Annotated in this window: 27 protein-coding genes and 1 pseudogene; 16 read left to right on the forward strand and 12 right to left on the reverse strand. The window is 65.5% G+C overall.

From position 1 onward, the window contains the following. Positions 1–113: 113 nt before the first annotated feature. On the reverse strand, positions 114–593 hold the full coding sequence (locus tag RM96_RS28990; protein ID WP_082016758.1) for a helix-turn-helix transcriptional regulator: 480 nt from the start codon (positions 591–593) through the stop codon (positions 114–116). A gap of 59 nt (positions 594–652) precedes the next feature. Next, complete coding sequence (locus RM96_RS39535) at positions 653–805, reverse strand: hypothetical protein (RefSeq protein ID WP_193752546.1); 153 nt, start codon at positions 803–805, stop codon at positions 653–655. A 53-nt stretch (positions 806–858) separates the two neighbouring features. On the opposite strand from RM96_RS39535, the gene RM96_RS39540 reads away from it, so the two are divergent. Continuing rightward, positions 859–1,035 (forward strand): hypothetical protein, encoded by a 177-nt coding sequence (locus RM96_RS39540; protein ID WP_193752547.1) that lies wholly within the window; start codon positions 859–861, stop codon positions 1,033–1,035. A 396-nt stretch (positions 1,036–1,431) separates the two neighbouring features. Further along, the gene (locus RM96_RS29000; protein WP_338011439.1) at positions 1,432–1,890 is read left to right on the forward strand and encodes a hypothetical protein; all 459 of its coding nucleotides are present in this window, start codon (positions 1,432–1,434) and stop codon (positions 1,888–1,890) included. A gap of 90 nt (positions 1,891–1,980) precedes the next feature. Here RM96_RS29000 and RM96_RS29005 read toward each other — a convergent pair whose 3' ends face one another. Together RM96_RS29005 and RM96_RS29015 are read right to left on the reverse strand one after the other, a co-directional pair. Continuing rightward, entirely contained in the window at positions 1,981–2,292 is a 312-nt protein-coding gene (locus RM96_RS29005; RefSeq protein ID WP_039015186.1) for an H-NS histone family protein, read from the reverse strand. A gap of 626 nt (positions 2,293–2,918) precedes the next feature. After that, positions 2,919–3,626, reverse strand: a pseudogene (locus RM96_RS29015) (GNAT family N-acetyltransferase); the annotation flags it as partial. 149 nt (positions 3,627–3,775) lie between these two features. Here RM96_RS29015 and pdxR point away from each other — a divergent pair. Further along, positions 3,776–5,212, forward strand: a complete 1,437-nt coding sequence (pdxR, locus tag RM96_RS29020; protein ID WP_238587462.1) for a MocR-like pyridoxine biosynthesis transcription factor PdxR — start codon at positions 3,776–3,778, stop codon at positions 5,210–5,212. A gap of 125 nt (positions 5,213–5,337) precedes the next feature. Here pdxR and RM96_RS29025 read toward each other — a convergent pair whose 3' ends face one another. Further along, entirely contained in the window at positions 5,338–6,720 is a 1,383-nt protein-coding gene (locus tag RM96_RS29025) for an NCS2 family permease (protein WP_039015189.1), read from the reverse strand. Positions 6,721–7,187: 467 nt separating this feature from the next. On the opposite strand from RM96_RS29025, the gene RM96_RS29030 reads away from it, so the two are divergent. Beyond that, positions 7,188–7,391, forward strand: coding sequence for a hypothetical protein (locus tag RM96_RS29030; protein WP_039015190.1), 204 nt, complete (start codon positions 7,188–7,190; stop codon positions 7,389–7,391). 39 nt (positions 7,392–7,430) lie between these two features. On the opposite strand, the gene RM96_RS29035 is transcribed toward RM96_RS29030, so the two are convergent. Both RM96_RS29035 and RM96_RS29040 read right to left on the reverse strand, forming a co-directional pair. After that, positions 7,431–8,054, reverse strand: a complete 624-nt coding sequence (locus tag RM96_RS29035; protein WP_052279820.1) for a hypothetical protein — start codon at positions 8,052–8,054, stop codon at positions 7,431–7,433. Positions 8,055–8,215: 161 nt separating this feature from the next. Continuing rightward, positions 8,216–8,401: a hypothetical protein gene (locus RM96_RS29040; RefSeq protein ID WP_152624234.1), complete on the reverse strand. Its 186-nt coding sequence runs from the start codon at positions 8,399–8,401 to the stop codon at positions 8,216–8,218. 249 nt (positions 8,402–8,650) lie between these two features. On the opposite strand from RM96_RS29040, the gene RM96_RS29045 reads away from it, so the two are divergent. The 3 genes from RM96_RS29045 to RM96_RS29055 all read left to right on the forward strand — a co-directional run bounded on the left by RM96_RS29045 (position 8,651) and on the right by RM96_RS29055 (position 11,244). Continuing rightward, positions 8,651–9,841, forward strand: coding sequence for a glycosyl hydrolase (locus tag RM96_RS29045; protein WP_238587463.1), 1,191 nt, complete (start codon positions 8,651–8,653; stop codon positions 9,839–9,841). Between the two features lie 11 nt (positions 9,842–9,852). Then, a complete protein-coding gene (locus RM96_RS29050; protein ID WP_039015238.1) occupies positions 9,853–10,113 on the forward strand; it encodes a MoaD/ThiS family protein in 261 nt (86 codons plus the stop codon). Positions 10,114–10,287: 174 nt separating this feature from the next. Next, on the forward strand, positions 10,288–11,244 hold the full coding sequence (locus RM96_RS29055; protein ID WP_039015192.1) for a chemotaxis protein: 957 nt from the start codon (positions 10,288–10,290) through the stop codon (positions 11,242–11,244). Positions 11,245–11,269: 25 nt separating this feature from the next. On the opposite strand, the gene RM96_RS29060 is transcribed toward RM96_RS29055, so the two are convergent. After that, positions 11,270–12,385, reverse strand: a complete 1,116-nt coding sequence (locus RM96_RS29060; protein WP_039015193.1) for a porin — start codon at positions 12,383–12,385, stop codon at positions 11,270–11,272. Between the two features lie 497 nt (positions 12,386–12,882). Between RM96_RS29060 and RM96_RS29065 the strand changes: the two genes are divergently transcribed. From RM96_RS29065 to RM96_RS29105, 9 genes are all read left to right on the forward strand, one after another. Further along, positions 12,883–13,914 (forward strand): ABC transporter substrate-binding protein, encoded by a 1,032-nt coding sequence (locus RM96_RS29065; protein WP_039015194.1) that lies wholly within the window; start codon positions 12,883–12,885, stop codon positions 13,912–13,914. Positions 13,915–13,917: 3 nt separating this feature from the next. Beyond that, entirely contained in the window at positions 13,918–14,712 is a 795-nt protein-coding gene (locus tag RM96_RS29070) for an ABC transporter ATP-binding protein (protein WP_039015195.1), read from the forward strand. Further along, on the forward strand, positions 14,712–15,551 hold the full coding sequence (locus RM96_RS29075; RefSeq protein ID WP_039015196.1) for an ABC transporter permease: 840 nt from the start codon (positions 14,712–14,714) through the stop codon (positions 15,549–15,551). Before RM96_RS29070 ends, RM96_RS29075 begins: the two co-directional genes overlap by 1 nt. Positions 15,552–15,585: 34 nt before the next feature. Then, complete coding sequence (locus tag RM96_RS29080; RefSeq protein WP_039015197.1) at positions 15,586–16,971, forward strand: FAD-dependent oxidoreductase; 1,386 nt, start codon at positions 15,586–15,588, stop codon at positions 16,969–16,971. Between the two features lie 20 nt (positions 16,972–16,991). Next, positions 16,992–18,158: a CaiB/BaiF CoA transferase family protein gene (locus RM96_RS29085; protein WP_039015198.1), complete on the forward strand. Its 1,167-nt coding sequence runs from the start codon at positions 16,992–16,994 to the stop codon at positions 18,156–18,158. Further along, positions 18,155–18,928 carry an enoyl-CoA hydratase-related protein gene (locus RM96_RS29090; RefSeq protein WP_039015199.1) on the forward strand — a complete coding sequence of 258 codons (774 nt, stop codon included), beginning with the start codon at positions 18,155–18,157 and terminating at the stop codon, positions 18,926–18,928. Before RM96_RS29085 ends, RM96_RS29090 begins: the two co-directional genes overlap by 4 nt. Continuing rightward, on the forward strand, positions 18,928–19,263 hold the full coding sequence (gene fdxA, locus RM96_RS29095; RefSeq protein WP_039015200.1) for a ferredoxin: 336 nt from the start codon (positions 18,928–18,930) through the stop codon (positions 19,261–19,263). The genes RM96_RS29090 and fdxA overlap by 1 nt, the downstream gene beginning before the upstream one ends. Before the next feature lie 38 nt (positions 19,264–19,301). Next, on the forward strand, positions 19,302–20,216 hold the full coding sequence (locus tag RM96_RS29100; protein ID WP_039015201.1) for a LysR family transcriptional regulator: 915 nt from the start codon (positions 19,302–19,304) through the stop codon (positions 20,214–20,216). Positions 20,217–20,335: 119 nt separating this feature from the next. Beyond that, positions 20,336–21,766, forward strand: a complete 1,431-nt coding sequence (locus RM96_RS29105) for an aldehyde dehydrogenase family protein (RefSeq protein ID WP_039015202.1) — start codon at positions 20,336–20,338, stop codon at positions 21,764–21,766. Between the two features lie 373 nt (positions 21,767–22,139). On the opposite strand, the gene RM96_RS29110 is transcribed toward RM96_RS29105, so the two are convergent. The 4 genes from RM96_RS29110 to RM96_RS29125 all read right to left on the reverse strand — a co-directional run bounded on the left by RM96_RS29110 (position 22,140) and on the right by RM96_RS29125 (position 25,390). Further along, a complete protein-coding gene (locus RM96_RS29110; protein WP_039015203.1) occupies positions 22,140–22,796 on the reverse strand; it encodes a peroxiredoxin in 657 nt (218 codons plus the stop codon). 75 nt (positions 22,797–22,871) lie between these two features. Beyond that, positions 22,872–23,309, reverse strand: a complete 438-nt coding sequence (locus RM96_RS29115) for a universal stress protein (RefSeq protein ID WP_039015204.1) — start codon at positions 23,307–23,309, stop codon at positions 22,872–22,874. Between the two features lie 197 nt (positions 23,310–23,506). Continuing rightward, positions 23,507–23,701, reverse strand: a complete 195-nt coding sequence (locus RM96_RS29120; protein ID WP_039015205.1) for a CopG family transcriptional regulator — start codon at positions 23,699–23,701, stop codon at positions 23,507–23,509. An 84-nt stretch (positions 23,702–23,785) separates the two neighbouring features. Continuing rightward, positions 23,786–25,390, reverse strand: a complete 1,605-nt coding sequence (locus tag RM96_RS29125; RefSeq protein WP_052279821.1) for a phospholipase D family protein — start codon at positions 25,388–25,390, stop codon at positions 23,786–23,788. Positions 25,391–25,499: the final 109 nt, after the last annotated feature.

Genomic DNA, 25,499 nt, shown 5'->3' on the forward strand with positions numbered 1-25,499 from the left:
AGTTCAGCGCGGTTCTGCGGCGGTCACCGGAACGTTCCCCTCCTCCTGCGCCATTCGTACACTCAGCAGCGCCACCATCAGTGCGGCCAGCGGCGCGATCCACGGCAGCGCAGTCAGCCCCGGTCCGTGATCGTATCCGCCGCCCGCCCACTATCGGCTGACTCGGCTGACTTGCGGAAGCTGCCTGGCGTGGTGCCGGTCCAGCGGCGGAACGAGCGGAAGAAGGAGTTCGCATCGTCAAAGCCCAGCCGGAATGCGATCTCGCCCAGCGATTGCGTCGAGTCTGCCAGGTATTGCCTGGCCAGCTCGCGTCGCACGTCGTCACACAGTTCCCGGAAGCCTGTGCCTGCGGCTGCCAGCCGGCGCTGGAGCGTACGTTCGCTGACGCACAATTGGCGCGCGACGGCTGCGAGGCTGAGCGCGCGGTCGTTCGCCAGCCGCTGCACTACGGTCCGCACGTCGGCGATGGAGTCATGCGCGGGGGCATTTCCGGCGCGCTGCGCGAGCGCGGACACGTCGTAACCACCTTCACGCAGCGCGTGCGGCAGGTCGCGAGACAACGGCCCGGCCTGGATTGGCTCTTGTGATGACATTGTCGTTCTCGGCTAGCAGGTTGGCGGACTCCGCCAGTGCAGCCCCCGGTGATCTGAGATTACGCTGCAGCGGCATGCGCATCAAGGCGCGTGCGTAGGGAATGGCCATCCTGCCCCCGATCGGGTGAAGCAAGCGCGCAACGCCGCGTTGTTGCCACCGCCTCGGCTTCCATGCGGAACGATTCGGCCTGCGCGACGCCGATCTGGTCCACGCGCGCCTGCGCGTTGCATTCGGCAGCGCGCACATCGAGCAGCGCGTTACCGTTTGCATTCGCGCCGTGTCATTTCGAAGGAGATGCCGGATTTCGACCAGCGCATCTGGCTGTTCGATACCGCGAGGATTCCCCGCATCATCGAGCAGGGCGAACTTGCCGCGCTGGAGCAGCCCCCTCGGCCGAGCGAACTGCTGGCGGGCTGTCCGGCACCGGCGCCGGTGTCATGACCCGTGCAACCGGTTGCTTATTTTTTGGGCACTCCGGTGCGGTGACGCACAGACAGGGGCTTTCGGGGAGGTGCTGCGAGGATATCCACAGATTCTGTGGATATCCCGGACAAGTTTTCAACATGGGTTTGCCCCATGCACGGGACAGGTGGGAAACAGGTATGCTGGGCGATCTGCGTAGGTTAGTCCGGCCTACTGCCTGCATCTTGCCTTCTTCCTGCGGCTTTCCACTGCCGGCTCGGCCCGGCCTGGTCATGCCGGCTTTGTCCCAGCCTTCCAGCTATGCGCAATGACCGGTGGTCCGCGGTACCCATTCTTGCGGCGATGGCCGCTGCCGCAGCCCTGAGCGGGTGCGTCGCCCGGTACCGCGTGCCCGACGGCGCGCCGGCAGCCAGTGTGCGATTACTCACTGGCACTGACGATAACACCACCTTCGCTGTAGTCGATCCGGCCAAATGCCCGGTTCCCGCCAGGCCGGCCGTGCTGGCCGGGACCGGCAAGCAGTTGTCGGCAATGGGCCGCGACCCCGCCCTGGACATGGCAGGGAAATCGCCCGAACCGCCAGCCCGTACGCGCGAGCGCCGGGTGGAAGCCGGCAAGCGCATCTACGTGGCGGTGACCTCGATGGCCGCGCCGCCGTTGCCGGAGCTTCGCTGCGCCGCGGGCGTGTCATTCGTGCCAGAAGCCGGCGGCCAGTACGAGATCCGCTACCGGCGTGACGAGACGGCCAGCCAGTGCTCGGCGCAGGTGGTGCGCCTGCGGCCGCTGGCCGATGGCGGGGCGATGGTCGGACCCGAGCCGACCCAGCAAGGCTTTCGTGCGCTGAGGAAGGAATACGTCTGCCAGGCGCGCTGACGGCGCCGGAAAGGGTGAGGCAGGCCTGCCGCGGGACATGACGGCAGGCGCGAACAGCCGGCTGTTGCAGCCCGGCCGTTCAGGTACCGGTTACGACTCGATCAGGAAACGTTCCGGGCGCTTGCCCAGCCACGCCGGAGCGCGGCCGCGGCCGGACCAGGTCTTGCCGGTCTTTGGATCCATGTACTTGGGGGGGAGCGACGAAGCTGCCTTCTTCGCAGCACCGGTCCCCGCGGGGCGGCCACGGCGACGCTTGGGCGCGATATCGTCCACGCTCAGGCCGTACTCGGCCATCAGGCTCTGGATTTTCTCGATAACGCCGGCGACTTCCGTTGCCCGCACTTCATTCAGCTTGGCTTCCAGCGCTTCCTTTTCGGCCAGAAGTTGCTTGTATGTCGCCATTCTTATATCCCCTTCGCAAATTGGTTGCTGCATGGTACTAGAACTTCATGCATCGGGTGACATAAAAAGGTTACAAAAAAATAAGAGAAAATGCACGCAGAAGTGGAAACGGTGCGGGATTGGGCGGGAAGAGCGGGACGCGCGCCGATTCCAGGAATTCGGAGACTTGTATATCGGGCTTCGGATTCCGATCCTGATGGATGATTTTCCTGCCCTGGCGAAAAAAGCCGGCGCCGAAATTACTTCATGAGGCAAGCATGAACAAACAGGTCTTCGTGCATCCGCCAGTCCGCAATCTGGATAAGTCGATTGCGTTCTTTAGCAGCCTCGGCTTCAGCTTCAATCCGCAATTCACGATGAGGCCGCGACCTGCATGATCATCAGAGAAGACATCTTCATGATGTCTGCTGACCGAGGAAAAGTCCTGCACCTTCAACGGAAGTGCTGGTCCGTCTTTCAGCGCAGCGCCGCGTGTGCGTGGATGAACCGGTCAGTGCGGCAGGGCAGGTCGGAGGGAATACCTATAAAGCGCCAATGGACCTGGGCTTTATGTATGGTTACGAAACGGCAGGAAGCCCGGCATGGGCCCCTGCCGATTTGCGAATCCGTACTCAGGCGTATTCGGGCTGCTGATCACGGATTTGCGTCAGGGATGCGCGCTGCATGCCTTGTGCATCGAAATTCGCGGGATCGAGCCATTGTTGAAAGGCTGAGCGCAAGCCTTGCCATTCGCCATCGATGACGGAAAACCACGCGGTGTCGCGCGACCTGCCTTTGTACACGATCGCCTGGCGGAAAAGTCCTTCGAAGCGATAGCCCAGCCGGGCCGCCGCCTGGCGCGACGGACCATTCAGGTTGTCGCATTTCCATTCGCAGCGCCGATAGCCAAGGCCTTCAAACACATGGCGCATTAACAGGAAATGCGCTTCTGTCGATGCACGCGTACGTTGGAGCAGCGGTGAAAACGCAACGTGCCCGACTTCGATCACGCCATTGGCCGGGTCGATGCGCATCAGGGCCAGCGTGCCAATGGCGCGCTGCGTCGCCGAATCGATCACGGCATAGTGCAGGGGATCGGTGCTGGCCGCTGCGCGCTCGGCGTGCTGCCTGTAGCTGGCCACGTCGCCAAATGGCCCGGCATTCATGTAGGTCCAGTCGCGGCCGTCGGCGGCCTGGCTGTAGGCGGCGAACAGGTCCTGTGCGTGGCGTTGCGCGTCCAGCGGCTCGAGGCGACAGTAGCGGCCCGGCAGCGGCGCCCGCTGCGGCAACGCACGCGCGGTCCATTCAGGAAGCAGTTCACCGACCGGTTGCTGGAAGGCGTTTGTGGAAACCATGGTTCGTGTCCTGGGAGAGGAGGGGGCAGTGCTACAGTAACTGTCACGTGGCTCCTGAGAAAGAGCCAGAGTTTGGCTAATTCATGGAGCCACGGGTGACCGCAATGACGCCAAACGCATTTCCTGAATTTCCTGAAGTGACGCAGGCAATGCTTGACGCACCCCTTCGCCGTGACGAGGCCGCAGGCTCGATGCAGGCGCAGCTGTACCACCGCCTCAAGCGGGCCATCCTCGACGGCGCGCTTCCGGCCGGAAGCCGGCTGCCGGGCTCGCGAGTGCTGGCGGAGACCTTGTCGATTGCCCGCAATACCGTCACCGCTGCGTATGAGCAGCTAGGCGTGGAGGGGTACGTGCTTCCGAGCCGGCAAGGCACGCGGGTGGCACGGCTTGCGCACGGCATGCCTGAACGCAAGCCAAAGGACCCGGTGCCTGCGCCCGCGACAGCGCTGCGCCTGCGGACGATCCCGCCGGCGGTGCTGCCGCCCGGCGCAGAGACCGCTCTGCGCCCCGGCGTGCCGGCGCTCTCGCAGTTTCCGCTGGCCGCCTGGCAGCGGGCACTGGATCGCGCCATCCGCCAGACCGGGCCTTTGGCGCTCGGCTACGGCGATCCGGCCGGAGAGCCTCGCCTGCGCGCTGCCATTGCCGGGCATCTGGCTTTCGCCCGGGGCGTGCGCTGCGAAGCGGCCCGGGTCGTCATCACGGAGGGCGCGCAGGAAGCCCTCGCACTATGCGTACGCCTGCTGTCGAACCCCGGCGAGACCGCATGGGTCGAAGACCCCGGTTATCGCGGCGCCAAGGCAGCGATGCGCGGCGGTGACCTGTGCATTGTTCCGGTGCGTGTCGATCAGGGCGGCCTTTGCTGGACAGATGCCGACTGGCAGGCGCATCCGCCTCGCCTGATCTACACCACGCCCTCGCATCAGTACCCGTGCGGAGCGGTGCTGTCTGCGGCGAGGAGGCTCGAACTGATCACGCAGGCGCGCCGTCACGGCGCGTGGATCATCGAGGACGACTACGACAGCGAGTTCCGCCACGCCGGCGATCCGATCGGCGCCATGCAGGGACTGGTGGAGGGCGCGCCGGTGCTCTATGTCGGCAGCTTCAGCAAGACCATGTTTCCGGCCTTGCGCGTGGGCTTCGTGGTCTTGCCGGCCGAGCTGGCGGATGCCGTGCGGCCCTCGCTCGAGGAATTCCTGCGTGGCGGCCATCGCCATGAACAGCTGGCGCTGGCGGAGTTCATCGAAAGCGGGCAGTTCAGCCGGCACCTGGGACGCATGCGGCGGCTGTACCGATCGCGTCAGCTCGTGTTGCGCGCGGCGCTGGCGCAGCACTTCGAGGTGCCGCACGAGGTGGCAGGAGGCGATGCGGGGATGCACCTGACGGTGCGCCTGCCGGCGCAATATCCCGATGCGGAGATTGCGCTTGCGGCGGCCCGGCACGGCATGTTGCCGGCGGCGCTGTCGCGTTTCTCGCTGCGGGCGCTGCCGCAGGACAACGGACTGGTGCTGGGGTACGGGAATACGGCGGCGGAGCGATTTGATGCGCTGGTCAGGCGCTTATCGAAGCTCGCGCAGGGCTTGCGCTGACCCCCAAAAAAGAATGCCCGGGAAAGCAGGAGCCCCGGGCTGAAATCCACCGGACTGGCGGCGGAGGAGACATTCTTGCTATGGCATGGCATCCGGCACGCTAGGCTGGCGTGCCGGGACGGGCATCAGATCGCCCACCCTCCCGCGTAGAACGCGGCCAGGGCGATGGCGATAGCCACCGTGCCGATATTCAGCTTGCGCCATTCACCCGCGACGATGCGGCCCACCACCAGGGTGCAGAAGCCGAGCATGATGCCGGTGACGATATTGCAGGTCAGCACGATGAACACGGCGCAGACCAGGCCAGCGAGCGCATCGACGAGGTCGTCCATATGCAGGCGGCTCACGCTGGACAGCATCAGCAGGCCCACGTACATCAGCGCGGGCGCGGTGGCGTACGACGGCACCAGGCCGGCCAGCGGCGAGACGAACATCACGGCCAGGAACAGCAGGCCCACCACCACGGCGGTCAGGCCGGTCTTGGCGCCCGCGGCCACGCCGACGGTCGATTCGATGTAGGCGGCAGCCGGTGCGCCACCGAACATGGCAGAGAAGATCGAGCTGACCGAGTCGGCCGTCAGTGCGCGGCCGCCGTTGTGGATGCGGCCGCTTGCATCGAGCTGGCCGGCCTGGCCTGCCACGGCGCGGATGGTGCCGGTGGCGTCGAACACGGCGGTCATCACCAGTGCCAGCACGCTCGGCAGCACGGCGGCGGTCAGCGCGCCGCGGATGTCCATCGCGCCGATCAGCGATTCATGGCCCGGGGCGCTCAGCGAGGGCAGGGCGAACACGCCGGTGAACTTCACAGCAGGATCGAAGATCAGGCCCAGCACCGAGATGGCGATGATCACCAGCAGGATGCCGCCAGGCACGCGGCGGCGCTCCAGGCCGAAGATCGCGGCCAGGCCCAGCACCGACATCACCACCGGAAACGAGGTGATCTTGCCCAGCGCGACGGGTAGGCCCGCGCCGGCATTCTTGACCACCAGGCCGACTTCGTTGGAGGCAATCAGCAGCAGGAACAGGCCGATGCCGATCCCCGCGCCGTGGGCCACGCCCGCCGGCAGGTTGCGCAGGATCCATGAGCGCACGCCGGTCACCGAGATCGCCGTGAATACCACGCCCATCAGGAACACCGCGCCCAGCGCCACGGCCGGCGACAGACCCTGGCCGAGCACCAGCCCGAAGGCCATGAATGCCGTCAGCGAGATGGCGCAGCCGATCGCGATCGGCAGCTTGGCCCACAGACCCATTAGCAGCGAGCCGAAGGCGGTGGTCAGGCACACCGCGACGAACACGGCGCTGGTGTCAAAGCCGGCCTTGCCCAGCATGCCGGGCACCACGAATACCGCGTACACCATTGCCATGAAGGTGGTCACGCCGGCCACCACTTCCTGCCGCTGGGTGCTGCCGCGCGCGCTGATCTGGAAATACGCGTCGAGCTTGTTTTTGACTTCGGGGCGCGCGGTATCGACTTCCGTTGCTGACGGATAGGGCTGTTCGATCATGATGAACTGTCTCCTTGCAGGGCTCTGCAACGTCCGGCGTGCGGCGCGTCGTCAGGCTTGCTTGTCTCACATGGTTCTAGGTATCGGGGCAGAGCGCGGAAGCAATCTTTCCCGGTTTTATCGGTGTGCCGGCTGTCGACGGCCTTCTGCGCGGGCGTGATCTGGGCAAGGCTGAAGGCTAGGTGAGTCCGGGAAACTCTTCATCACCCGGCAACAATGCGCGGTATGCCGGCATCGGAATGTCGAATGTGCGCTAAATGGCACGTCTTGCGAACGTCTTGCCGACCTTGGCGCGGAAAGCAGCCTGGCATTATCACGCAGCTGATATGCGGCCTATAGGGGCTGACCCGGATGCCTGGGAGATAACTTCTATATACTAGGGATAACCCTCGGCTCTGCCTCGCGCGCATCAGAAATGTACGAGAAGTGCACCGCGGGCCCCACTGACAAAAACAGGAAGGTCATCCATGCAAGTGCTTGCCGATACGCTTTACCGCCCGTCTTCCAAGGCTCCGGTCAAGGCAACGTCCGAAGCTGCCCGCGATGTGTCTCACTACGCCCGCATGGGCAGCGGACGTTCGCTGGCCGCCTGCGTGCGCGCATATTTTGCGCACGGCTGGACGCTCTACGCGGACAACGCCCGTGCCGCCGCGCCGCTGACGTACCTCTGAGCCATCGCGCATCGGCCGGCCGCCGTGGCCGGCAATCCGTCAGTACATGCCTGTGGCCTGGCTGAACGATGTCATCGTCCAGCCGCGGCCGAGCAGAACCATGCGCGTGTGCAGGTCGCCGAGCACCTCGTCGCTGACCGAACTTCCCAGGTACGTCAGCGTTTTCTGGCGCAAGTCGACATAGCCCAGCGTGTAGTGCCTGGCCAGCGCCTGCCACAGCGCGTTGGCGCCAGCCGACTGGCGCGCCCCGCTCATCAGGCACAGCCCGGCATCGAGTCCCCATCGGTAGAGCGCCGTCGCCAGGCCGCGGCGCTGATACGGCGCCGCGTATTTCGAATGAGGGGCACGCACGCACGGGTCAGCGCGCCGGCCGACTTCGGTCAGCCGGTTGAAGACCGTGTAGCCGGCCAGCCGCCCGCGGGCGGCGTCTTCCACATACACGTAGTACTCGCCGTCGGCTTCGCGGTAGCGCAGGCGCAGTCCCGGCACGCCCGCCGGCACTGCCGGCATGGCGTGCAGCCGGTCGCCGGGGCGGCGGATGCGGTCATGGATGGCGGCGAGCTCGCGCTCGAGTTCGGCCGGGCCGTGGCTGACATCGATGCGCAGCTCCAGCGCGCGCAGTAATGCCTGCCCCGGCCAGGGCAGGTTGAGGACTGGTGTCATAGCGGTCCCGGTCAGCCGTTGAGCAGGACGTAGAGCGCGGCAAGCGCCACCATGGCGCAGAAGGTCTGGAGGTAGATCGGGGACATGGGCTTTTTCCTGGATGCACGATTCACAGCAGATGCCGGTTCGGCATCTGCACGCTATGTGCCGTGCGGGAAAGCTCAGGTCCAGATGATGGTGTCCCGAGCGGCCCGCACGGCCAGGAAAAGCACGGCGCGGCGGACCAGCCAGGCGGCGGTCAGGTCGGAGGCGGCGGGGCTCAGGCGCTGTCCGCGTGCGCGCGCGGACGCATCATGCATGGCATGACGGTGCGGGGCGAAGGTGCGGCGCGACAGCGGCATTGGCATTGGTTTGGCATTCCCCGGTGCCGGCTTCGGCATGGCAAATTCGCCATGAATTCGAGCGGCAGGGGAAAGCGTCTTATGCCACATTACTGAGACATTGTCTAGGTATCCTGCTTTTATCCTGCGCTAACTGTCATCAACCTCAGTGATCACCTGAGTTCGAATTTCATCCATGTTGCGCTGCATAATTGTGAACACTGTCTACATAGACTAGACTCGGAAGCACCGTTCCCCGGCCAACCAGCAGGAGTCATGATGACTGCTAACACGGCACCGCAATCCCCCGCCCCCGACCTTCCGGCACCCGACACGGGCCCGGTCCGCCTGCTGATCGCCACGCTCAAGGGTGCCTGGTTCCTGACCAGCGACGACGCTCGCAAGACCTGGACGCTCGACGGGCCGGTCTTCCTTGGCCATACCATCCATCACATCGTGCAGGATCCGCGCGATCCGGGCCTGATGCTGATGGCGGCACGCACCGGGCACCTGGGACCGACCGTGTTCCGCAGCACCGACGGCGGCCGCAACTGGACGGAAGCCAGCCGGCCCCCTGCATTCCCTAAAGCGCCCGAAGGCGAGAAAGGCCGCGTGGTCGACCACGTCTTCTGGCTCACGCCCGGCCATGCCAGCGAGCCGGGCGCGTGGTACGCCGGCACTTCGCCGCAGGGCCTGTTCCGCACGACGGACAATGGCGACACCTGGGACCCGGTCGCCGGGTTCAACGATCATCCGATGTGGCGGACCTGGACCGGCGGCGAGCAGGACGGCACCCCCGATGGCCCCAAGCTGCATTCGATCCTGGTCGATCCGCGCGATGCGCGCCACCTGTACATCGGCATGTCCAGCGGCGGCGTATTCGAAAGCACCGATGCCGGCGCGGACTGGAAGCCCCTTAACCGCGGCAGCGTCGCCAACTTCCTGGCCGATCCCAATCCCGAATACGGGCAGGATCCGCACTGCGTGCTGCAGCATCCGGCCGCGCCCGACATCCTCTACCAGCAGAATCACTGCGGCATCTACCGGATGGACCGGCGCGAGGGCGTGTGGAAGCGGATCGGCGACGCGATGCCGCGCGATGTGGGCGATATCGGCTTCCCGATCGTCGCGCACCGGCGCGACCCGCGCACCGTGTGGGTGTTCCCGATGGACGGCACCGATGTGTGGCCACGCGTCAGCCCCGAGGGCAAGCCCGCGGTGTATGTCACCCGCGATGCCGGCGAGACTTGGCAGCGCAAGGACCGCGGCCTTCCCGCCAGCCAGGCGTGGTTCACGGTCAAGCGACAGGCCATGGCCGCCGACGCCCACGGGCCGGTTGGCGTGTACTTCGGCACGACGGGCGGCGAAGTCTGGGCTAGCACCGACGAAGGCGAGGCATGGCAATGCATTGCCAGCCATCTGCCGCATATCTATGCGGTGCAGGTGGCGCGGCCGGCGTCACGTTGAAGGTGGCCGGCATGCTCGTGCATATCGCCACCCCACTGCTTTCATACACGGGCCAGCAGCCGGAAGTCGAAGCCAGCGGCGCCAGCATCGGCGAACTGCTGGATGACCTGGACCGCCAGTACCCCGGCATGCGATTCAGGATTGTCGATGAGCAGGGCAAGCTGCGCCCGTATGTGCGCGTATTCGTGAACCGGGTGCAGCTGATGCGGCTGGATGCACCGCTGCAGGCGGGGGACGAGGTGCATATCCTGCAGGCGCTGGCGGGCGGGTAGCCCCCGTCCTGCCTAAGGTCGTCTTTACTCCGGACACACCCCGTTTCCGCCCGTTCCTCTTATTCAGAATCCCCTTCCCGCTGCCGTTATTCCGTCGTGAATACCTGCAAGCCAACTCGCCGCCAGGCCGCAGGAAGCAAGCAGAACAAACAATGCACAGCACGGGAGCGACGCATGAGCAGTTCGATGAGGGATATCGATGAACGGACCAACCTGACCAACAACAACCAGTTCGAGCTGCTGTTGTTCAGGCTTGGCGACGCCGAGCACACGGGCCAGTCCGAGTTGTTCGGCATCAACGTGTTCAAGGTTCGCGAGATCCTGGTGATGCCGCCGGTGACCACCGTGGTGGGCGCGCAGCCTTCCATCCTCGGCATGGCGGATATCCGCGGCCAGGTGATCCCGGTGATCGACCTGCCGCGCCTGGTCGGATGCAAGCCGCGCAATGGGCTCGGCATCCTGCTGGTGACGGAGTACGCGCGCTCCACGCAAGGGTTTGCCGTGGAAGCGGTGGAGGAAATCGTGCGCCTGGAATGGAACCAGGTGCATTCGGCTGAAGCCAGCGTGCGTACCGGGCACGTGACCAGCATCGCCAAGCTCGATGCGGGCACGGACCAGGCGCGGCTGGTGCAGGTGCTGGACGTGGAGCAGATCCTGCGCGATGTGCTGCCGGCGCGCCAGCCCGATGTCGACCCCGGATCGGTGGGCCCCGGCCTGAACCTGCGCCCCGGGGCAAAGGTGATTGCCGCGGACGACTCCGCGCTGGCGCGCGGACTGATCGAGCAGGGGCTCAAGGCGCTGGGCGCGCCGGTGGTGATGACCAAGACCGGCAAGGAAGCCTGGGACATGCTCGACAGCATTGCCATCGAGGCCGCCAGCCAGGGCAGGTCGGTGCAGGACGAAGTGGCATTGGTGCTGACCGACCTGGAAATGCCGGAGATGGACGGCTTTACGCTGACCCGCAAGATCAAGGCGGATGCCCGCCTGAAGTCGCTGCCGGTGGTGATCCATTCGTCCCTGTCGGGCGAGGCCAGCGAGGAGCATGTGCGCAAGGTGGGAGCGGACGCCTATGTGGCCAAGTTCGTGGCCAAGGAGCTCGCCGATACGATTCGCGAAGTGCTGACGCGCTGACCTGGACCCTGGGGTAAGGCGCAACTCAGAACTTGTGCCTGATCCCCGTTACCGCAGTGACCTGCGATCTGGTCGATGACGGCGAGAGCGTATAGATCTGCGCGTAGGTGGCGTCGCCGGCCGCCCGTTGATAGATGCCAACCAGGAACAGATCGGTACGCTTGGACAGGAAGTAATCCGCGCCAAGGTTGACCTGGTGCCATTTCGGCTGGCTGCCGCCGGGCTGGTACTCGCCCCAGGTATAGATATAGGCGGCGCCGAGCAGCAGGTTGGGTGTGATGTAGTCGGTCACGGAAATCTCTCCGTTGTTGACCGTCAGCCGCGTATTGTCCAGGTAGTCGAAGCGTACATTGGTGTACAGCGCCGATACCCCCACCTTGCCAAACTGGTAGGCGCCTCCAGCGCCGAAGATGCGCTGATGGTCGACCTTGGCCCCGCTTGCTTTGCTCGTCACGAACGGGGAAGAGAAGCCATAGTCGCCAACCACCGCGCCCGACTGGTTGCCAGCGCTGTTGGGCGTGTTCAGTTCCTCATAGGCAATGCCCAGCGAAAGATCATTGCGCTTGTAGGAGACGCCGAGGCTGTATGCGTTGTTGGAGCGGAAGTCGCCCGGCTTTTCGCCAAGACTCATCATGCCGGCGAATTGCAGGCCCCCGTACGAAGGGCTCTTGTAGGCGATCGTGTTGTTGACGCGGAAGGTGTTGAAGACGTTGTCGCTATCGCCGATATGCGTGCCGAAGGCGGCGAACTGCGTGGCCGATTCATAGGACCACAATGTCGCTGCGGACAGGTCGTACTGCCGGCCCAGGCTGATGGTGCCAAGGACCGGCGACGACATGCCGACGAATGCCTGCCGGCCAAACAGGCGGCCGCCTTGCGACAAGGTGCCGGTGTCGATGGCGAAGCCGCCTTCCAGCGTATAGAAGGCGGTGTTCCCGCCCCCCAGCTCTTCCGTTCCCCGCAGGCCCCAGCGCGGCGTCTGCATCGGGCCGTTCGCCAGCTGCACCTGGGAATGGCCGTTCTGGTTGTTGGCATACACGATGCCGGTCGAAATCAGGCCATACAGATTCACGCCGCTTTCTGCATGGGATGCCGGGCACGCCAGCAGCATGGCGGCGGCAGCTATGACACATCGCTTCATGGTGACTTTCCTGTCGAGTGATGAATAAGCACAGCCCTCCCCAATGTGCACCGGGTGCACAGGGATCAGGTAGAGACGGGAGCTGGATTGGGAGAGAGGGACGCGGCCGCTATGCGCGGATCAAGCCACGAAACGGCGGAGCCATGCGGCGAAATGCTCTTGTCATGTTTCTTCCTCTCGAATCTCTTTATCAGTGAGATTTGAAGGGCATTCTCCATGCAGAAGAACCGCCGCAGGAAGCACCGATTTTTGTCACCGCCGAGCGAATTATTCGCTCGGTGTGGCTAGTGGTGCTCAGCTTTATGCACCAGGTTGGCGTACCGTTGCGCCCTTCTGGTGCGGGTCGCGCACGGAAATAGTGCTCTAATTTTGGCATCGGTAGCGCTCTAAAATCAGTTCTTGTTAGAGCGCCACCCCAACCTCAAAATGGCCTCAACACGAGATCCCGCTGGCACTGCCAGGCCAGCGCAATGAGACAGCTATTAAAGGAGTTCGAGATGCCACGATTAGAAAATCCTGGTCGCCGCCGTGTGCTGCAAACGTCCTTGTTGGCGGGCGGGCTGGCTGCCTCGGGTGCGTTATTGTCGGTGCGCGCCCTCGCCACCGAGCGCGCTGCGGTCAGCATGCAGCTGGGCTGGGTGCCCGGCGGCAATCAGGTGGCTGAGGTGGTGGCCAAGCGCCTCGGCTACTACGAGCAGGAGGGCATCGACTTCAAGATCCAGCCCGGCGGCCCCAATATCGATGGGGTAGCCATCGTGGCCTCGGGGCGCGGCGAGGTCGGGCAGATCTCTTCCAGCCCTTCGGTGATGCTGGCGGTGTCGGAAGGGCTGCCGGTCAAATGCTTCGCCGTCGGCCTGCAGCAGCATCCTTATGCCTTCTTCTCTCTCAAGAAAACGCCGATCCGTTCCCCGCAGGACATGATCGGCAAGCGGATCGGCATCCAGGCCACCGGGCTGGTGCTGCTCAAGGCCTTGCTCGCCAAGCACAAGATCGCGGAGAGCCAGGTCAACATCGTGCCGATCGGTGCCGACATGATGCCGCTGCTGAGCGGGCGGGTCGATGCGGTGACCGGCTGGCAGACCAACGTTTCGGCGCTCAAGGCGCTGGGTGCGGACCGCGTCGACCTGAGCCTGTGGGACTCGGGCGTGCGCCTGTACGCCTTGCCGTACTACGCGCACACCAACACCCTGCGCAACCATCCGGAGGTGCTGCAGCGCTTCTTGCGCGCGACCGCGCGCGGTTGGCTCTACGCCAACAAGAACCGTGACCAGGCGGTCGATCTGCTGCTCAAGGATTACCCCAGCCTGAACCACGCGGACGAGCGCGCCTCGATCGACTCACTGATGGGCTATGCCTTCAACAAGGAAAGCGGCACCCAGGGGTGGGGCGCCATGGACCCGGCCGTATGGCAGGAGCAGATCTCGCTGTACGCGCAGCTCGGGCAGTTCCGTGCGCGCGCGCCCAGGCTGGAGGATGTCATGACGCTGGACATCCTGCAGGCCACCAAGTCCTACCGACTGCCGGTGTAACCCATGCTAGCCACTCAATCCAATTCCGAGCGTGCGGCCTTGTCGATCAGTTGCCGCGATATCAACGTCCGCTTCTTCACCGACCGTCGCAGCACAACCGCCATTGCGGGCCTGAGCCTTGACGTGGCCAGCGGAGAGTTCCTCACGCTGCTCGGCCCCTCCGGCTGCGGCAAGTCCACCTTCCTGCGCGTGGTGGCCGACCTGGTCAAGCCCAGTCGTGGCGAGATCCGCGTGCTCGACGCGGCGCCGCAGGTGGCGCGGGCGCGGCGCGACATCGGCTTCGTGTTCCAGGATGCGGCACTGCTGCCATGGCGCACCGCGCTGCAGAACGTGGAGTTGCCGCTCGAGGTTGCCAACGGCCGCGCGCGTGCCGGCCGCGCGACGCCGCGCGAACTGCTGGAGCTGGTCGGCCTGAAGGGGCGCGAGGATGCCTTCCCGCACGAAATGTCGGGCGGCATGCGCCAGCGCGTGGCGATTGCCCGGGCGCTGGTCAGCGATCCGAAAGTGCTGCTGATGGACGAGCCGTTCGGCGCGCTCGACGAGATCACGCGCGACCGGCTCAACGAGGAACTGCGCCGGGTCTGGCGGGAAATGGGGCTGACCATCCTGTTCGTGACCCACAGCATCCACGAGGCCGCGTTCCTCGGCCAGCGCGTGCTGTTGCTGGCGGCTAATCCAGGCCGGGTCAAGGAGATCGTGCCGGTCACCCTGCCCGAGAACCGCACCCTCGATATCCGCGAGACGCCTGAATTCGTACAACTTAGCGCGCATCTGCGGCGCGTGCTGGAGACCTGCTGATGAGTACATCGGAAATGAAGCTTGATCTGCCAGGCGTAGGCCCGGACACCGAAGCCGACGCCTGGTTCGCCAGCCGCCGCCGCCGTATCTGGCGCGCGCGTGCAATGCCCGCGCTGGGCATTGCCGGACTACTGTTCGCCTGGTGGGCGGTAGTGGTGGGCTTCGGCATCAAGCCCTTTATCGCGCCATCTCCCGGCCTGGTGCTGCAGACCTTGTTCGACAAGCGCGACGTGCTGCTGCAAAACCTGGCCCCCACCGCCATCGAAGCGGCCGGCGGCTTCCTGCTGGGCAATCTGCTTGCCATCCTGCTGGCAACGGTCTTTGTCCACAACAAGACGCTGCAGGAGATCTTCTACCCGGTCGCGGTCATGATCAATTCCATCCCGGTGGTGGCCAAGGCGCCGATCCTGGTGCTGATCATGGGCAACGGCATCGAGCCGAAGATCACCATCGCCGCCATCGTGTGCTTCTTCCCCACGCTGGTGAACATGGTGCGCGGGCTGGAGGCGGTCAATCCGCAGTCGCTGGAGCTGATGCAGGTGTTGTCGGCCAGCAAGCGCGAGATCTTCTTCAAGCTGCGCCTGTTCAACTCGCTTCCCTATCTGTTTTCCGCGCTGCGCATCGCTGCGTCGATGTCAGTGATCGGCGCGGTGGTCGGTGAATGGGTCGGCGCCACCGAAGGCATCGGCGCCATGATCATCCAGGCCACCTATGCGTTCGACTCCGCCCTGCTGTACGCGGCAATCGTCATGTGCGCCGTGATGTCCGGGACCTTCTTCCTGGTGATCGCGGCGACCGAGCGCTGGCTCATCAAGTGGCAACCCGAGAACGCCCATTGAGCACGGCACCACAACAACAAATTCGAGGATAACAATGACCAAGATCAGTGACTGGATCCGCCAGCCAGCCCAAGACGTGCGCGTCGCGGCCAAGGCCAACGTGGTGGTGGTGGGTGGTGGCCCGGCGGGCCTGTCGGCCGCGCTGGCGGCCGCGCGCAACGGTGCCGAGACCATCCTGCTCGAGCGCTACAACCACCTGGGCGGCCTGGCCTCGGGCGGCATGGTGCTGGTGCTGGACGATATGTGGGACAGCCACCTGCAGGAAATCTCGGTGCGCGGCAATTGCCTGACCATGATCGAGCGCATGGCCGCGCTGGGCCTGGCAAGGTTCCCGCGCGCCAATGAGTGGGGCGAGGATCCCGCCGCGTACCGGCGCTGGGGCCGCTGGGGCACCTTCGACTTCCACAGCCAGAAGACGCCGCATCCGGTCTGCTTTGCCGCGGCCTTCGATCCCGACGCCTACAAGCGCGTTGCGCTCGACATGGTGCAGCAAGCCGGCATCCAGCTGCGGCTGCACTCCTGGTTCTCGCAGGCCCTGGTGGAGGACGGACAGGTCAAGGGCGTGATCTGCGAAACGAAGAGCGGGCGCGAAGCCATCCTGGCCGACGTGGTGATCGATGCCACCGGCGACCTGGACGTGGCCGCCTCGGCCGGCGCGCCGCACGTCGGCGGCAGCTATATCACCACCACGGTGTTCCGCCTTGGCGGGGTCGATACCGAAGCCGCCGAACGCTTCGAGCGGGAAGAGCCGGAGGGGTACGCGCAGCTCGACCGGCAGATCAAGCGCATTCTCGGCGGCTCCTGGGGCATGTGGTGGCTCAAGACGCCGCTGCCCGGGGTGGTGTGGTGCAACTGCCCGCACATGGCCGGCATCGATGGCCTCAAGGCGGAAGACCTGACCCGCGCCGAGATCCAGGGGCGCCAGCATATTCACGCCGTGGTCGAGTTCGTGCGCGACAAGCTGCCTGGCTTCGAGCAATGTTTCGTGATCGACGTCGCGCCGCAGACGGGCGTGCGCCAGACCCGCCTGCTCGAGGGGGAGTATGTGATGAGCAAGGAGGACGTGGCGCAGCGCGTGCGCTTCGACGACAGCATCGCGCGCGGCCGCGACTACTACATGCCGTATCGCGTGCTGCTGCCCAAACAGGTCGACAACCTGCTGGTGGCCGGCCGCCACTACTCGGCCACCTCGCAGGCACAGAAGATCTCGCGCGAGATACCGCCCTGCATGGCGATGGGCGAAGCCGCCGGCGTCGCCGCTGCGCTGGCGCTCAATGCCGGCGTGTCAGTGCGCAATGTGGAGGTGGGCAGCGTGCAGAAGGCCCTGCGCGCCCAGGGTGCCGATCCCGGCAACCAGGCAGGCCGCAACGCCGATATTCCGGCACTGGCCGCCTATATCCCGCAGGCACAGGCAGCATGAACGAATTGGAGACAGGGAATATGCAGCAAGACATGCCGCTGACGGGCATCCGGGTGATCGATTTCACCCAGGTCATGATGGGTCCGGTTTGCACGCAGACGCTGGCCGACTACGGTGCCGATGTGATCAAGATCGAGCGCAAGGGCGCAGGCGACCTGAGCCGCTCGACCTTCGAGCCGGTGGCGGGCGCCGACAACCCGATTTTCTGCAGCCTGAACCGCAACAAGCGCAGCATCGCGCTAGACCTGCGCGATCCGGCCGCGATGGCGCACGTGAAAACGCTGATCGCCGGCGCGGACGTGGTCGTCAACAACTTCCGAGCCGGCGTGATGGAGCGCATGGGCCTGGGCTATGAGGCATGCCGCGAACTCAACCCGCGCATCATCTACGCCGTCGGCACCGGCTTCGGCGAGAGCGGGCCTTACGCGCACAAGGGCGGGCAGGATGTGCTGGCGCAAGCCGTCAGCGGCGTGATGGCGCGCCGCGCCGACGAATCAGTGCCGGTCTCGGTCTACCCGACGGCGCTGGCCGACTACTCGGCTGGCATGCACATGGTGCAGGGCGTGCTGCTGGCCCTGCTGCACCGCGCCCGTACCGGCGAGGGGCAGAAGATCAGCGTATCGCTGTACAACTCCATGCTGGCCATGCAGATGCAGGAGGCGGCCATGATCATGATGGAGGATTCGGAGGTCAACTGGGCCGCCATGCCGCTGTCCGGCGTGTTCGACACCCAGACCGGACCGCTGGTCATGGTCGGCGCCTTCAAGGAGAATCCGCTGCGCGACATCTGCGCCGCGCTCGAGCTCGAAGACCTGTCGGCCGATCCGCGCTACTGCGACCTGAACCAGCAGTTCCGCAACAAGGCCACGCTGCAGGCCATGCTGCGCGAGCGCTTTGCCGCCAATACGCGCGAGCACTGGCTGGCGCGTCTGGAAGCGCAGGACATCCTCTGCGCGCCGGTGCGCGACCTGCGCGAGGCGCTGGTGGACCCGCAGACCCTGCACAACCAGATCCTGCTGGAAGGCCAGGGCGAGGGGCGGCCGGTCCGGTTCATCGGCAGCCCGATCAGCATGTCGCGCGCGCGCGTCAGCCTGCGCCGGGCCCCGCCGCGCCTGGGCCAGCACAATGACGAAGTGCTGGGCGAACTGTCGCAGGCGCCGGTCAGCGCAAAGGTGGAGGCAGCATGAGCGTCCATCTGCAAGTCGAGAACTACGTTGCCACGGTGACGCTGTCGCGCCCCGATGTGCTCAATGCGATCGACCTCGCCACCGAGGCCGAACTGCAGCGCATCTGGACCGAGCTGGAAGGCCGCCGCGATGTGCGCGTGGTGGTGCTGACCGGTGAGGGGGAACGTGCCTTTTGCGTCGGCGCCGACCTGAAGAATCCTTCCACCACCGGCCTGGAGTACTGGGGCGCGGCGCGTCCCGGCGGCTTCGGCGGCATTGCTTTGCGCGAGTCGCTGAACGTGCCGGTCATCGCCCGCGTGAATGGCTTCGCGCTCGGCGGCGGCTTCGAGATGGTGCTGGGCTGTGACATCGTTGTGGCCTGCGAGGAGGCCAGCTTCGGCCTGCCGGAAGCGCTGGTCGGGCGTATGCCGCTGGATGGCGGCATGACCTTGCTGCAACGCCAGATCCCCTTCCGCAAGGCGATGGCGATGCTGCTAACGGGACAACGCATGCCGGCACGGGAAGCCGCGGAGATCGGCCTGATCAACGAGGTGGTGCCGCGCGCCGGGCTGGATGCGGCGGTGCAGCGTTGGGTCGACGCGCTGCTGGCCTGCGCGCCGCTGTCGCAACAGGCCATCAAGCAGGTGGTGCGGCGCACCTCGACGCTGTCGCCCGCCGATGCCCAGGCACTGCGCCTGCCGGCGCTGGTGGCCGCGCTGCAATCCGAAGACGCGCACGAAGGCGTGCGGGCCTTCCAGCAAAAACGCAAGCCACAGTGGCGGGGTTGCTGATGGCCTACGTCATTGCCTCGGGCTGCATCGACGTCAAGGACGGCGCCTGCGTAAAATGCTGTCCGGTCGATTGCATCTATGAAGGTGGGCGCACCCTCTATATCCACCCGGACGAATGCATCGGTTGCGGGGTGTGCGTGTCGGTGTGCCCGACTGAAGCGATCTACGAGGATGTGGAGTTGCCGCCGGCCGAGGCGGCATTTGCCGCCGTCAACCGTGACTTCTTCGCCAGCGGGGTGAGCGGCATCGGCTCGCCCGGCGGCGCCGACTATGTCGGCCCGCTGGCTTGTGACCATCCGCTGGTGGTGGCGTATCCGGCCAGGACGGGCGGGTAAGCCAATCGCGCCGGCAGCGTAATTCGAGAGAACAGGACATGCACGCCAGTATTCTGAAGTACTTTGTCGAGGTCGCCCGCTGCGGGTCGATCCGCAAGGCTGCGCAGAATCTTTTCGTCGCGTCGAGCGCAGTCAACCGGCAGATCCTCAAGCTCGAAGCCGAAATGGGCACTGACCTGTTCGACCGCCTGCCCAACGGCATCCGCCTGAATGCTGCGGGGGAACGGATGCTGCAGCATATCCGCTCAACGCTGAACGACTTCCACCTGATGCGCAGCGAACTCGACGAACTCAAGGACGAGCGCAAGGGCCACGTGTCGGTGGCGGCGATGGATTCGCTGTTTGTCGATTTCCTGCCCGCCGCGGTGGAGGACTTCTCCGAACTCTACCCCGCGGTGACATACGCTATCGCAGCGGTCACGCCGTGGGACGTGGCGCCCAAGGTGCTGGGCGGCGAATACGATGTTGGCGTCACCTTCATCGCCAAGCTGCCCGCGGGACTGGACGTGGTGGCGCAGGTGGCGCTGCCCCCTGGCGTGGTGATGGCCTCCTCGCATCCCCTGGCCAAGCTGGAGCGCCTGAGCTTTGCCGACTGCCGCAACCATGCCTTCCTGCGTCTGGAGGGACGCTCGCCAATGCAGGGCGTGGTGTCGCCCAGGTTTGCCGAGTTCTGGGAGATGCTGACGCCCAGCGTCACCTGCAATTCGACCACCTTGCTCAAGCGGCTGGTGGCCTCGGGGCGCGGCATTTCGTTCTTCTCGAAGCTGGCCTTCCTCGAAGAAATCGAAAAGGGCGAAGTGGTCTGGCGTCCGTTCGACGAGCCCAATATCAACGCGCTCAGAGTTGGCATCATCGTACCGAACCAGCGCGCGCTGTCCAACGTCACCCATGAGTTCGTCAGAGGCATCGCGCACCGCCTGAAGCAGGTGGAGTTGTCCTTGCTCGATACCTGAGCGCCGGACCTCAATCCGGCACATCAATCCAGTCCGACTTGTTATCCCCTTTCCCGCGCAGGCGGGAAAGGGGACGGCTTTCGTCCGATCCATCCATCCGAAGCAGTAAAGATATCCGAATGAAGCACAACTATATCGCCGGCCAATGGCTGGAGGGCGTCGCCAGCGTCGCCAATATCAACCCGTCCGACACCGCGGACGTGATCGACTACTATGCGCAGGCCGACGCTGCCCAGGCGGGCGAAGCCATCGCGGCCGCCCACGCGGCCGCGCCGCTGTGGGCGCGCAGCACGCCGCAGCAACGCGCCGACGCGCTCGACAAGATCGGCAGCGAGATCCTGGCACGCCGCGAAGAACTCGGCGCGCTGCTGTCGCGCGAGGAAGGCAAGACCTTGCCGGAGGGGATCGGCGAGGTCACGCGCGCCGGCAACATCTTTAAGTTCTTTGCCGGCGAAGCCCTGCGCCAGCGTGGCGACAAGCTGGCCTCGGTACGCCCCGGGGTGGAGATCGAGGTCACGCGCGAGCCGGTGGGCACGGTCGGGATCATCGCGCCTTGGAACTTCCCGATGGCAATCCCGGCCTGGAAGATCGCCCCCGCGCTGGCATTCGGCAACGCAGTGGTGTTCAAGCCGGCGGAACTGGTGCCGGGCTGTGCCTGGGCGCTGGCGGAAATCATCAGCCGTGCCGGGTTGCCCGCGGGCGCATTCAACCTCGTGATGGGCCGCGGCTCGCAAGTCGGCCAGGCCATGCTTGACGACCGGCGCATCGACGCGATTTCGTTCACCGGCTCGGTTGCCACCGGCACCCGCGTAGCGCAGGCCGCTGCGCTGCGGATGGCTAAGGTCCAGCTAGAGATGGGCGGAAAGAACCCGATGGTAGTGCTTAATGACGCCAACTTGGACGTGGCAGTCGAATGCGCGGTGCAGAGTGCTTTCTTTTCCACCGGCCAGCGTTGCACGGCATCGAGCCGGCTCATCGTGGAGGAAGGCATTTACGCGCGCTTCCTCAAGCGCATGGAGGAGCGCACGGCGGCGCTCAGGATCGACCATGCGCTCACTGCCGGCACCGATATCGGCCCCGTGGCCAGCGGCGACCAGTTCGAGCAGGACTTGCGCTACATCGCCATCGGGCAGCAGGAAGGCGCCCGCCTGGTGTGCGGCGGCGAGGCGGTAACGCGCGCCACGCCGGGCCACTATCTGACGCCGGCCATCTTTGCCGATTGCAGCAACGCGATGCGCATCTGCCGCGAAGAAATCTTCGGACCGGTCGCTGCCGTGATCCCGGCCAGAGATTATGAGCATGCCCTCGAGCTTGCCAACGACACCGAGTTCGGCCTTGCCACTGGCATCTGCTCCACCTCGCTCAAGCACGTGCAGCACTTCAAGCGGCATGCGCAGGCCGGCATGGTGATGGTCAATGTGCCCACTGCGGGCGTTGACTATCACGTGCCATTCGGTGGTCGCAAGGGCTCCAGCCTGGGTCCGCGCGAGCAAGGTAGCTACGCAGCCGAGTTCTATACAACGGTGAAAACGGCCTACGTGGCGGGTTGAACCAGGCCGCCCCGGCCCGGGCGCCTGCGCCAGGACGGGGCGAGGCACTTCGGCCGCGCCTGTCCCGGCTCGCGCGGGCAGGTTCCGCGGGAGCCAGGACAGGCCGGCCCCGCTCGAGCGCGTGCGGATTGCCTTGTCACGCTTCAGGCACAAAACGGCTGCGGCCGCAAGCATTCCCCCAGGCGGTGTGGCTGCCTAGAAATTAGGCATTCCAGTCAGTCCCAAGGCCGGCGCGCCTTATGCGGTTGTCAAGAGGGTGGATATCCACTGTTCCTGTGGATAGTTTGAGAATCAGGGACAGCCGGTCGGCAGCTCGTCTGAAGCGCGCGTTTAAAGACCGGCGGCAGCCCCGCCGGTCTTGCGGCCGATGCACCTACCTCGGTTGAGGTACTACCCGCAGGTAGGGCTTCAGGGTCTTGAACCCGCCCGGATATTTCTTCTTGGCGTCTTCGTCCGAGACCGAAGTCGGAATGATGACGTCTTCGCCGGGCTTCCAGTTCACCGGGGTTGCGACGGTGTGCTTGGCGTTGAGCTGCAGCGAGTCCAGCAGCCGCAGCACTTCGTCGAAATTGCGCCCGGCGCTCATCGGATACACCAGCATGGCCTTGACCTTCTTGTCCGGGCCGATCAGGAACACCGAGCGCACGGTGGCATTGTCCACCGCAGTACGCGGACCGCCGCCGCTGGCGGCCGGGTGGATCATGTCGTACAGCTTGGCCACCGTCAGGTCGGCGTCGCCGATCATCGGATAGTTGACTGCGTGGCCTTGCGTTTCCTCGATGTCCTTGACCCAGCGCTCGTGGTCGGAAACCGGGTCGACGCTCAACCCGATGATCTTCGTATTGCGCTTGTCGAATTCCGGCTTGAGCCTGGCCATGTATCCCAGCTCGGTCGTGCAGACAGGCGTGAAGTCCTTCGGGTGCGAAAAGAGGATGGCCCAGCTGTCGCCGATCCACTCATGGAAGCGAATCTTGCCTTCAGTGGTGTCGGCGGTGAAGTCGGGGGCTTCCTCGCCTAGTCGAATCGTCATGATCGGGCTCCTTGCATTAATTGCGTGGATGGTGGAGGAACCGTGCCGCCCTGCGGCCGCACGGCAATGCGTCGCTCAGCGCAACACCATGACCGGTATCTCGCTGTGCGTCAGAACCTTGTTCGTTTCACTGCCAATCAGCAGTGCCTGCAAGCCTCGCCGCCCGTGCGACGACATGACGATCAGGTCGCAGTCACGCTGCTTGGCGGTCTGGATGATGGCCTGCCACGGGTGGTCGTCGGTGGCGGTGACCGTGTCGCATGGCACGCCGGCATCGGCCGCGGCATGGCTGAAGGCGGCCAGGAACTCGTCGGCATGGCGCGCCGCCTCGGCGGCAAAGGTTTCACGGGTGTCCTGCAGGCTGGTCAGCCGGTAGGTCAGGAGGTGATATTCCGGAATCACATGCAGGCCGGTCACACGGGCCCCGGTGCGGTTGGCGAATGCCAGGGCGCGTGCCACCGTGGCTTCGGCACGCGGGGATCCGTCCGTAGGGACCAGGAGGTGCTTGAACATAGTTTCCTCCGTTCGCAGGAGATCGGCGCAATCCGCCAGGTCCACGCCTCCGAACCGGCCGGGCGGGCCAATCCAGTATAGGAACTGCTGCGTGATAACAATAGGGCGCGCAAAGGCCTGCCGCGGCAGCAGATGCCCGGGGCGGAAATCACCTCGGCGGGGCTGCAGGGCGGGAAACCGACCCGCCGCGGGGATGCCTACTTTTTCTGCCTGCCGGAGCCGGCAGCGCGCGGCTTGGTGGCGTACTCCACCCCATGCTGCGCGAGGTATTCGCGGATCAGTTGCCGAACCACCTGCGAAGGCGTGAGGTCCTGCGACGCGCACAAGGCTTCGAAGGCTTGCTTCTTGACCGGATCGATCAAGACGGTGAGGCGGGCGGTCTTGGATTCCATGGAGGTGTTCGGCGACGCGCGGCGGCGATCGGATTCGCATTATAACCAGCGCGAAATCGCCGGATCCGGCGCTTCACAGGGGCGTCAGAGCTCGCTCTCGAGCGGCAGTATCCGCAGCATCCCTTGCCCGAGATGCTGCAAGAAGCCCATGCCCGGCTCGCTGTCGTACGTCCTGAGCAGGCCATCCTCGCGCGTGACCCACACCAGCCGCGAGCCGCCGCCGGACGGATCGGGTTCGAGCATGAGCTTGTATGCCACGTCGAGCAGCCGCTCGTCCAGGGCCTTGCCGAGCAGCGTGCAGAGGTCGGCGCTGTCCACCACCACGCCCATCTCGGTATTGAGCCGGGCCGAGCGCGGGTCGAGGTTGAGCGAGCCGACGAACAGCAGATGGCCGTCCACCATATAGCTCTTGGCGTGCAGGCTCGCACGGCTCTTGCTGATCAGGCTGCGGCGGGCGTGCTCGCCGTGCGCCAGTTCCGCATAAGCGGAGGGCTTCAGCTCATACAGCTCGATGCGGGCTTCCAGCAATTCCTTGCGCCATGGCGAATAGCCGGCGTGCACCGCGCTCACGTCGGTGGCGGCGAACGAGTTGGTCAGGATCCGGACCTTCACGCCGCGCCGGGCCATGCCGGTCAGCCAGTCCGCCGCCTTGCGGTCAGGCACGAAGTAGGGCGAGACCAGCGAGAGTTCGCGCTGCGCCGTGCCCAGCAGCGCTGCCAGCTTGGGAATGGCATGGCTGGCATTGTCCGCGGGCGGCAGCGTGACCTTGGCCGCCTGGTCGGCGATCACCGTGGCGGCGCCCCAGTAGGCAGGCAGCTTGCCGCCCTCGAGCGCCCTTGCAAGGCCCGAACCGACCAACTCCCGCGCGTAGGCCGTGCTGCGCGCTTCGGCAACGTGTTCATCCAGGTACCGGCGCAGCCTGGCGAGTTCGGCCGGTGCGTCCTCGGGGGGCCTGATCAGGCTTGCCACCGGATAGGACGCGGCGCCGTTCCAGTAGTCGTCGAACACGGCAGAAACCTGCGGCACCACCGGTCCGCCGGCGAGCAGGTCGAGGTCGGTAAAGTCAGAGCCGGCATCCGCCGAGAAGTACGGATCGCCCACGTTGCGCCCGCCCACCACGGTGAGCTGGTTGTCCGCGGTCATCGACTTGTTGTGCATGCGCCGGTCCAGCCGGCTGAACTCGAACGCCATTTCGGGTGCGCGCAGGCCGCGGCTGGCGAACGGGTTGAACAGACGGACTTCGATGTTCGGATGGCTGTCCAGCGCCGCCAGCGCGCGGTCCTGCCCGGCCATGTGCAGGTCATCGAGCAGCAGGCGCACGCGCACGCCGCGGTCGGCTGCGGCCACCACTGCAGCCATCAGCGTCTTGCCGGTGGCATCGGCATCGAAGATGTAGTACTGCATGTCGAGGCTGCGCTGCGCCGTGCGCGCCAGGGCCAGCCGTGCCACCAGCGCGTCCGGCCCGCCGGAGAGCGGATAGAACACTGACTCGCCCGGATGGCGCGCCAGCATCGGCGCCAGCGTCCGGCCCAGCTGCGTGTCGGCGGTGTTGGCAATCACGTGCGATTCGACGCGCCCCGACTGCGGCGGCAGGCTGGCGCAGGCGGCCAGCAGCAACGCAGCGGCCAGTGCGCCCAGCCAGCTGAATACGTTACGCGACCCGGTAAGTTCGTCCCTTTGCCCCGACATTGCCTCTCCCGCTCCGACGGCAAGCCTACTGTGTAGCGCGTTTCGGGCTGGCGCACCAGTCCTTGCGGCCCGGCGGGCCATCTGGACTAAGATCAGGCATGGCGGCCAC

The organism is Cupriavidus sp. IDO (genome assembly GCF_000812465.1).
GTDB lineage: Bacteria > Pseudomonadota > Gammaproteobacteria > Burkholderiales > Burkholderiaceae > Cupriavidus.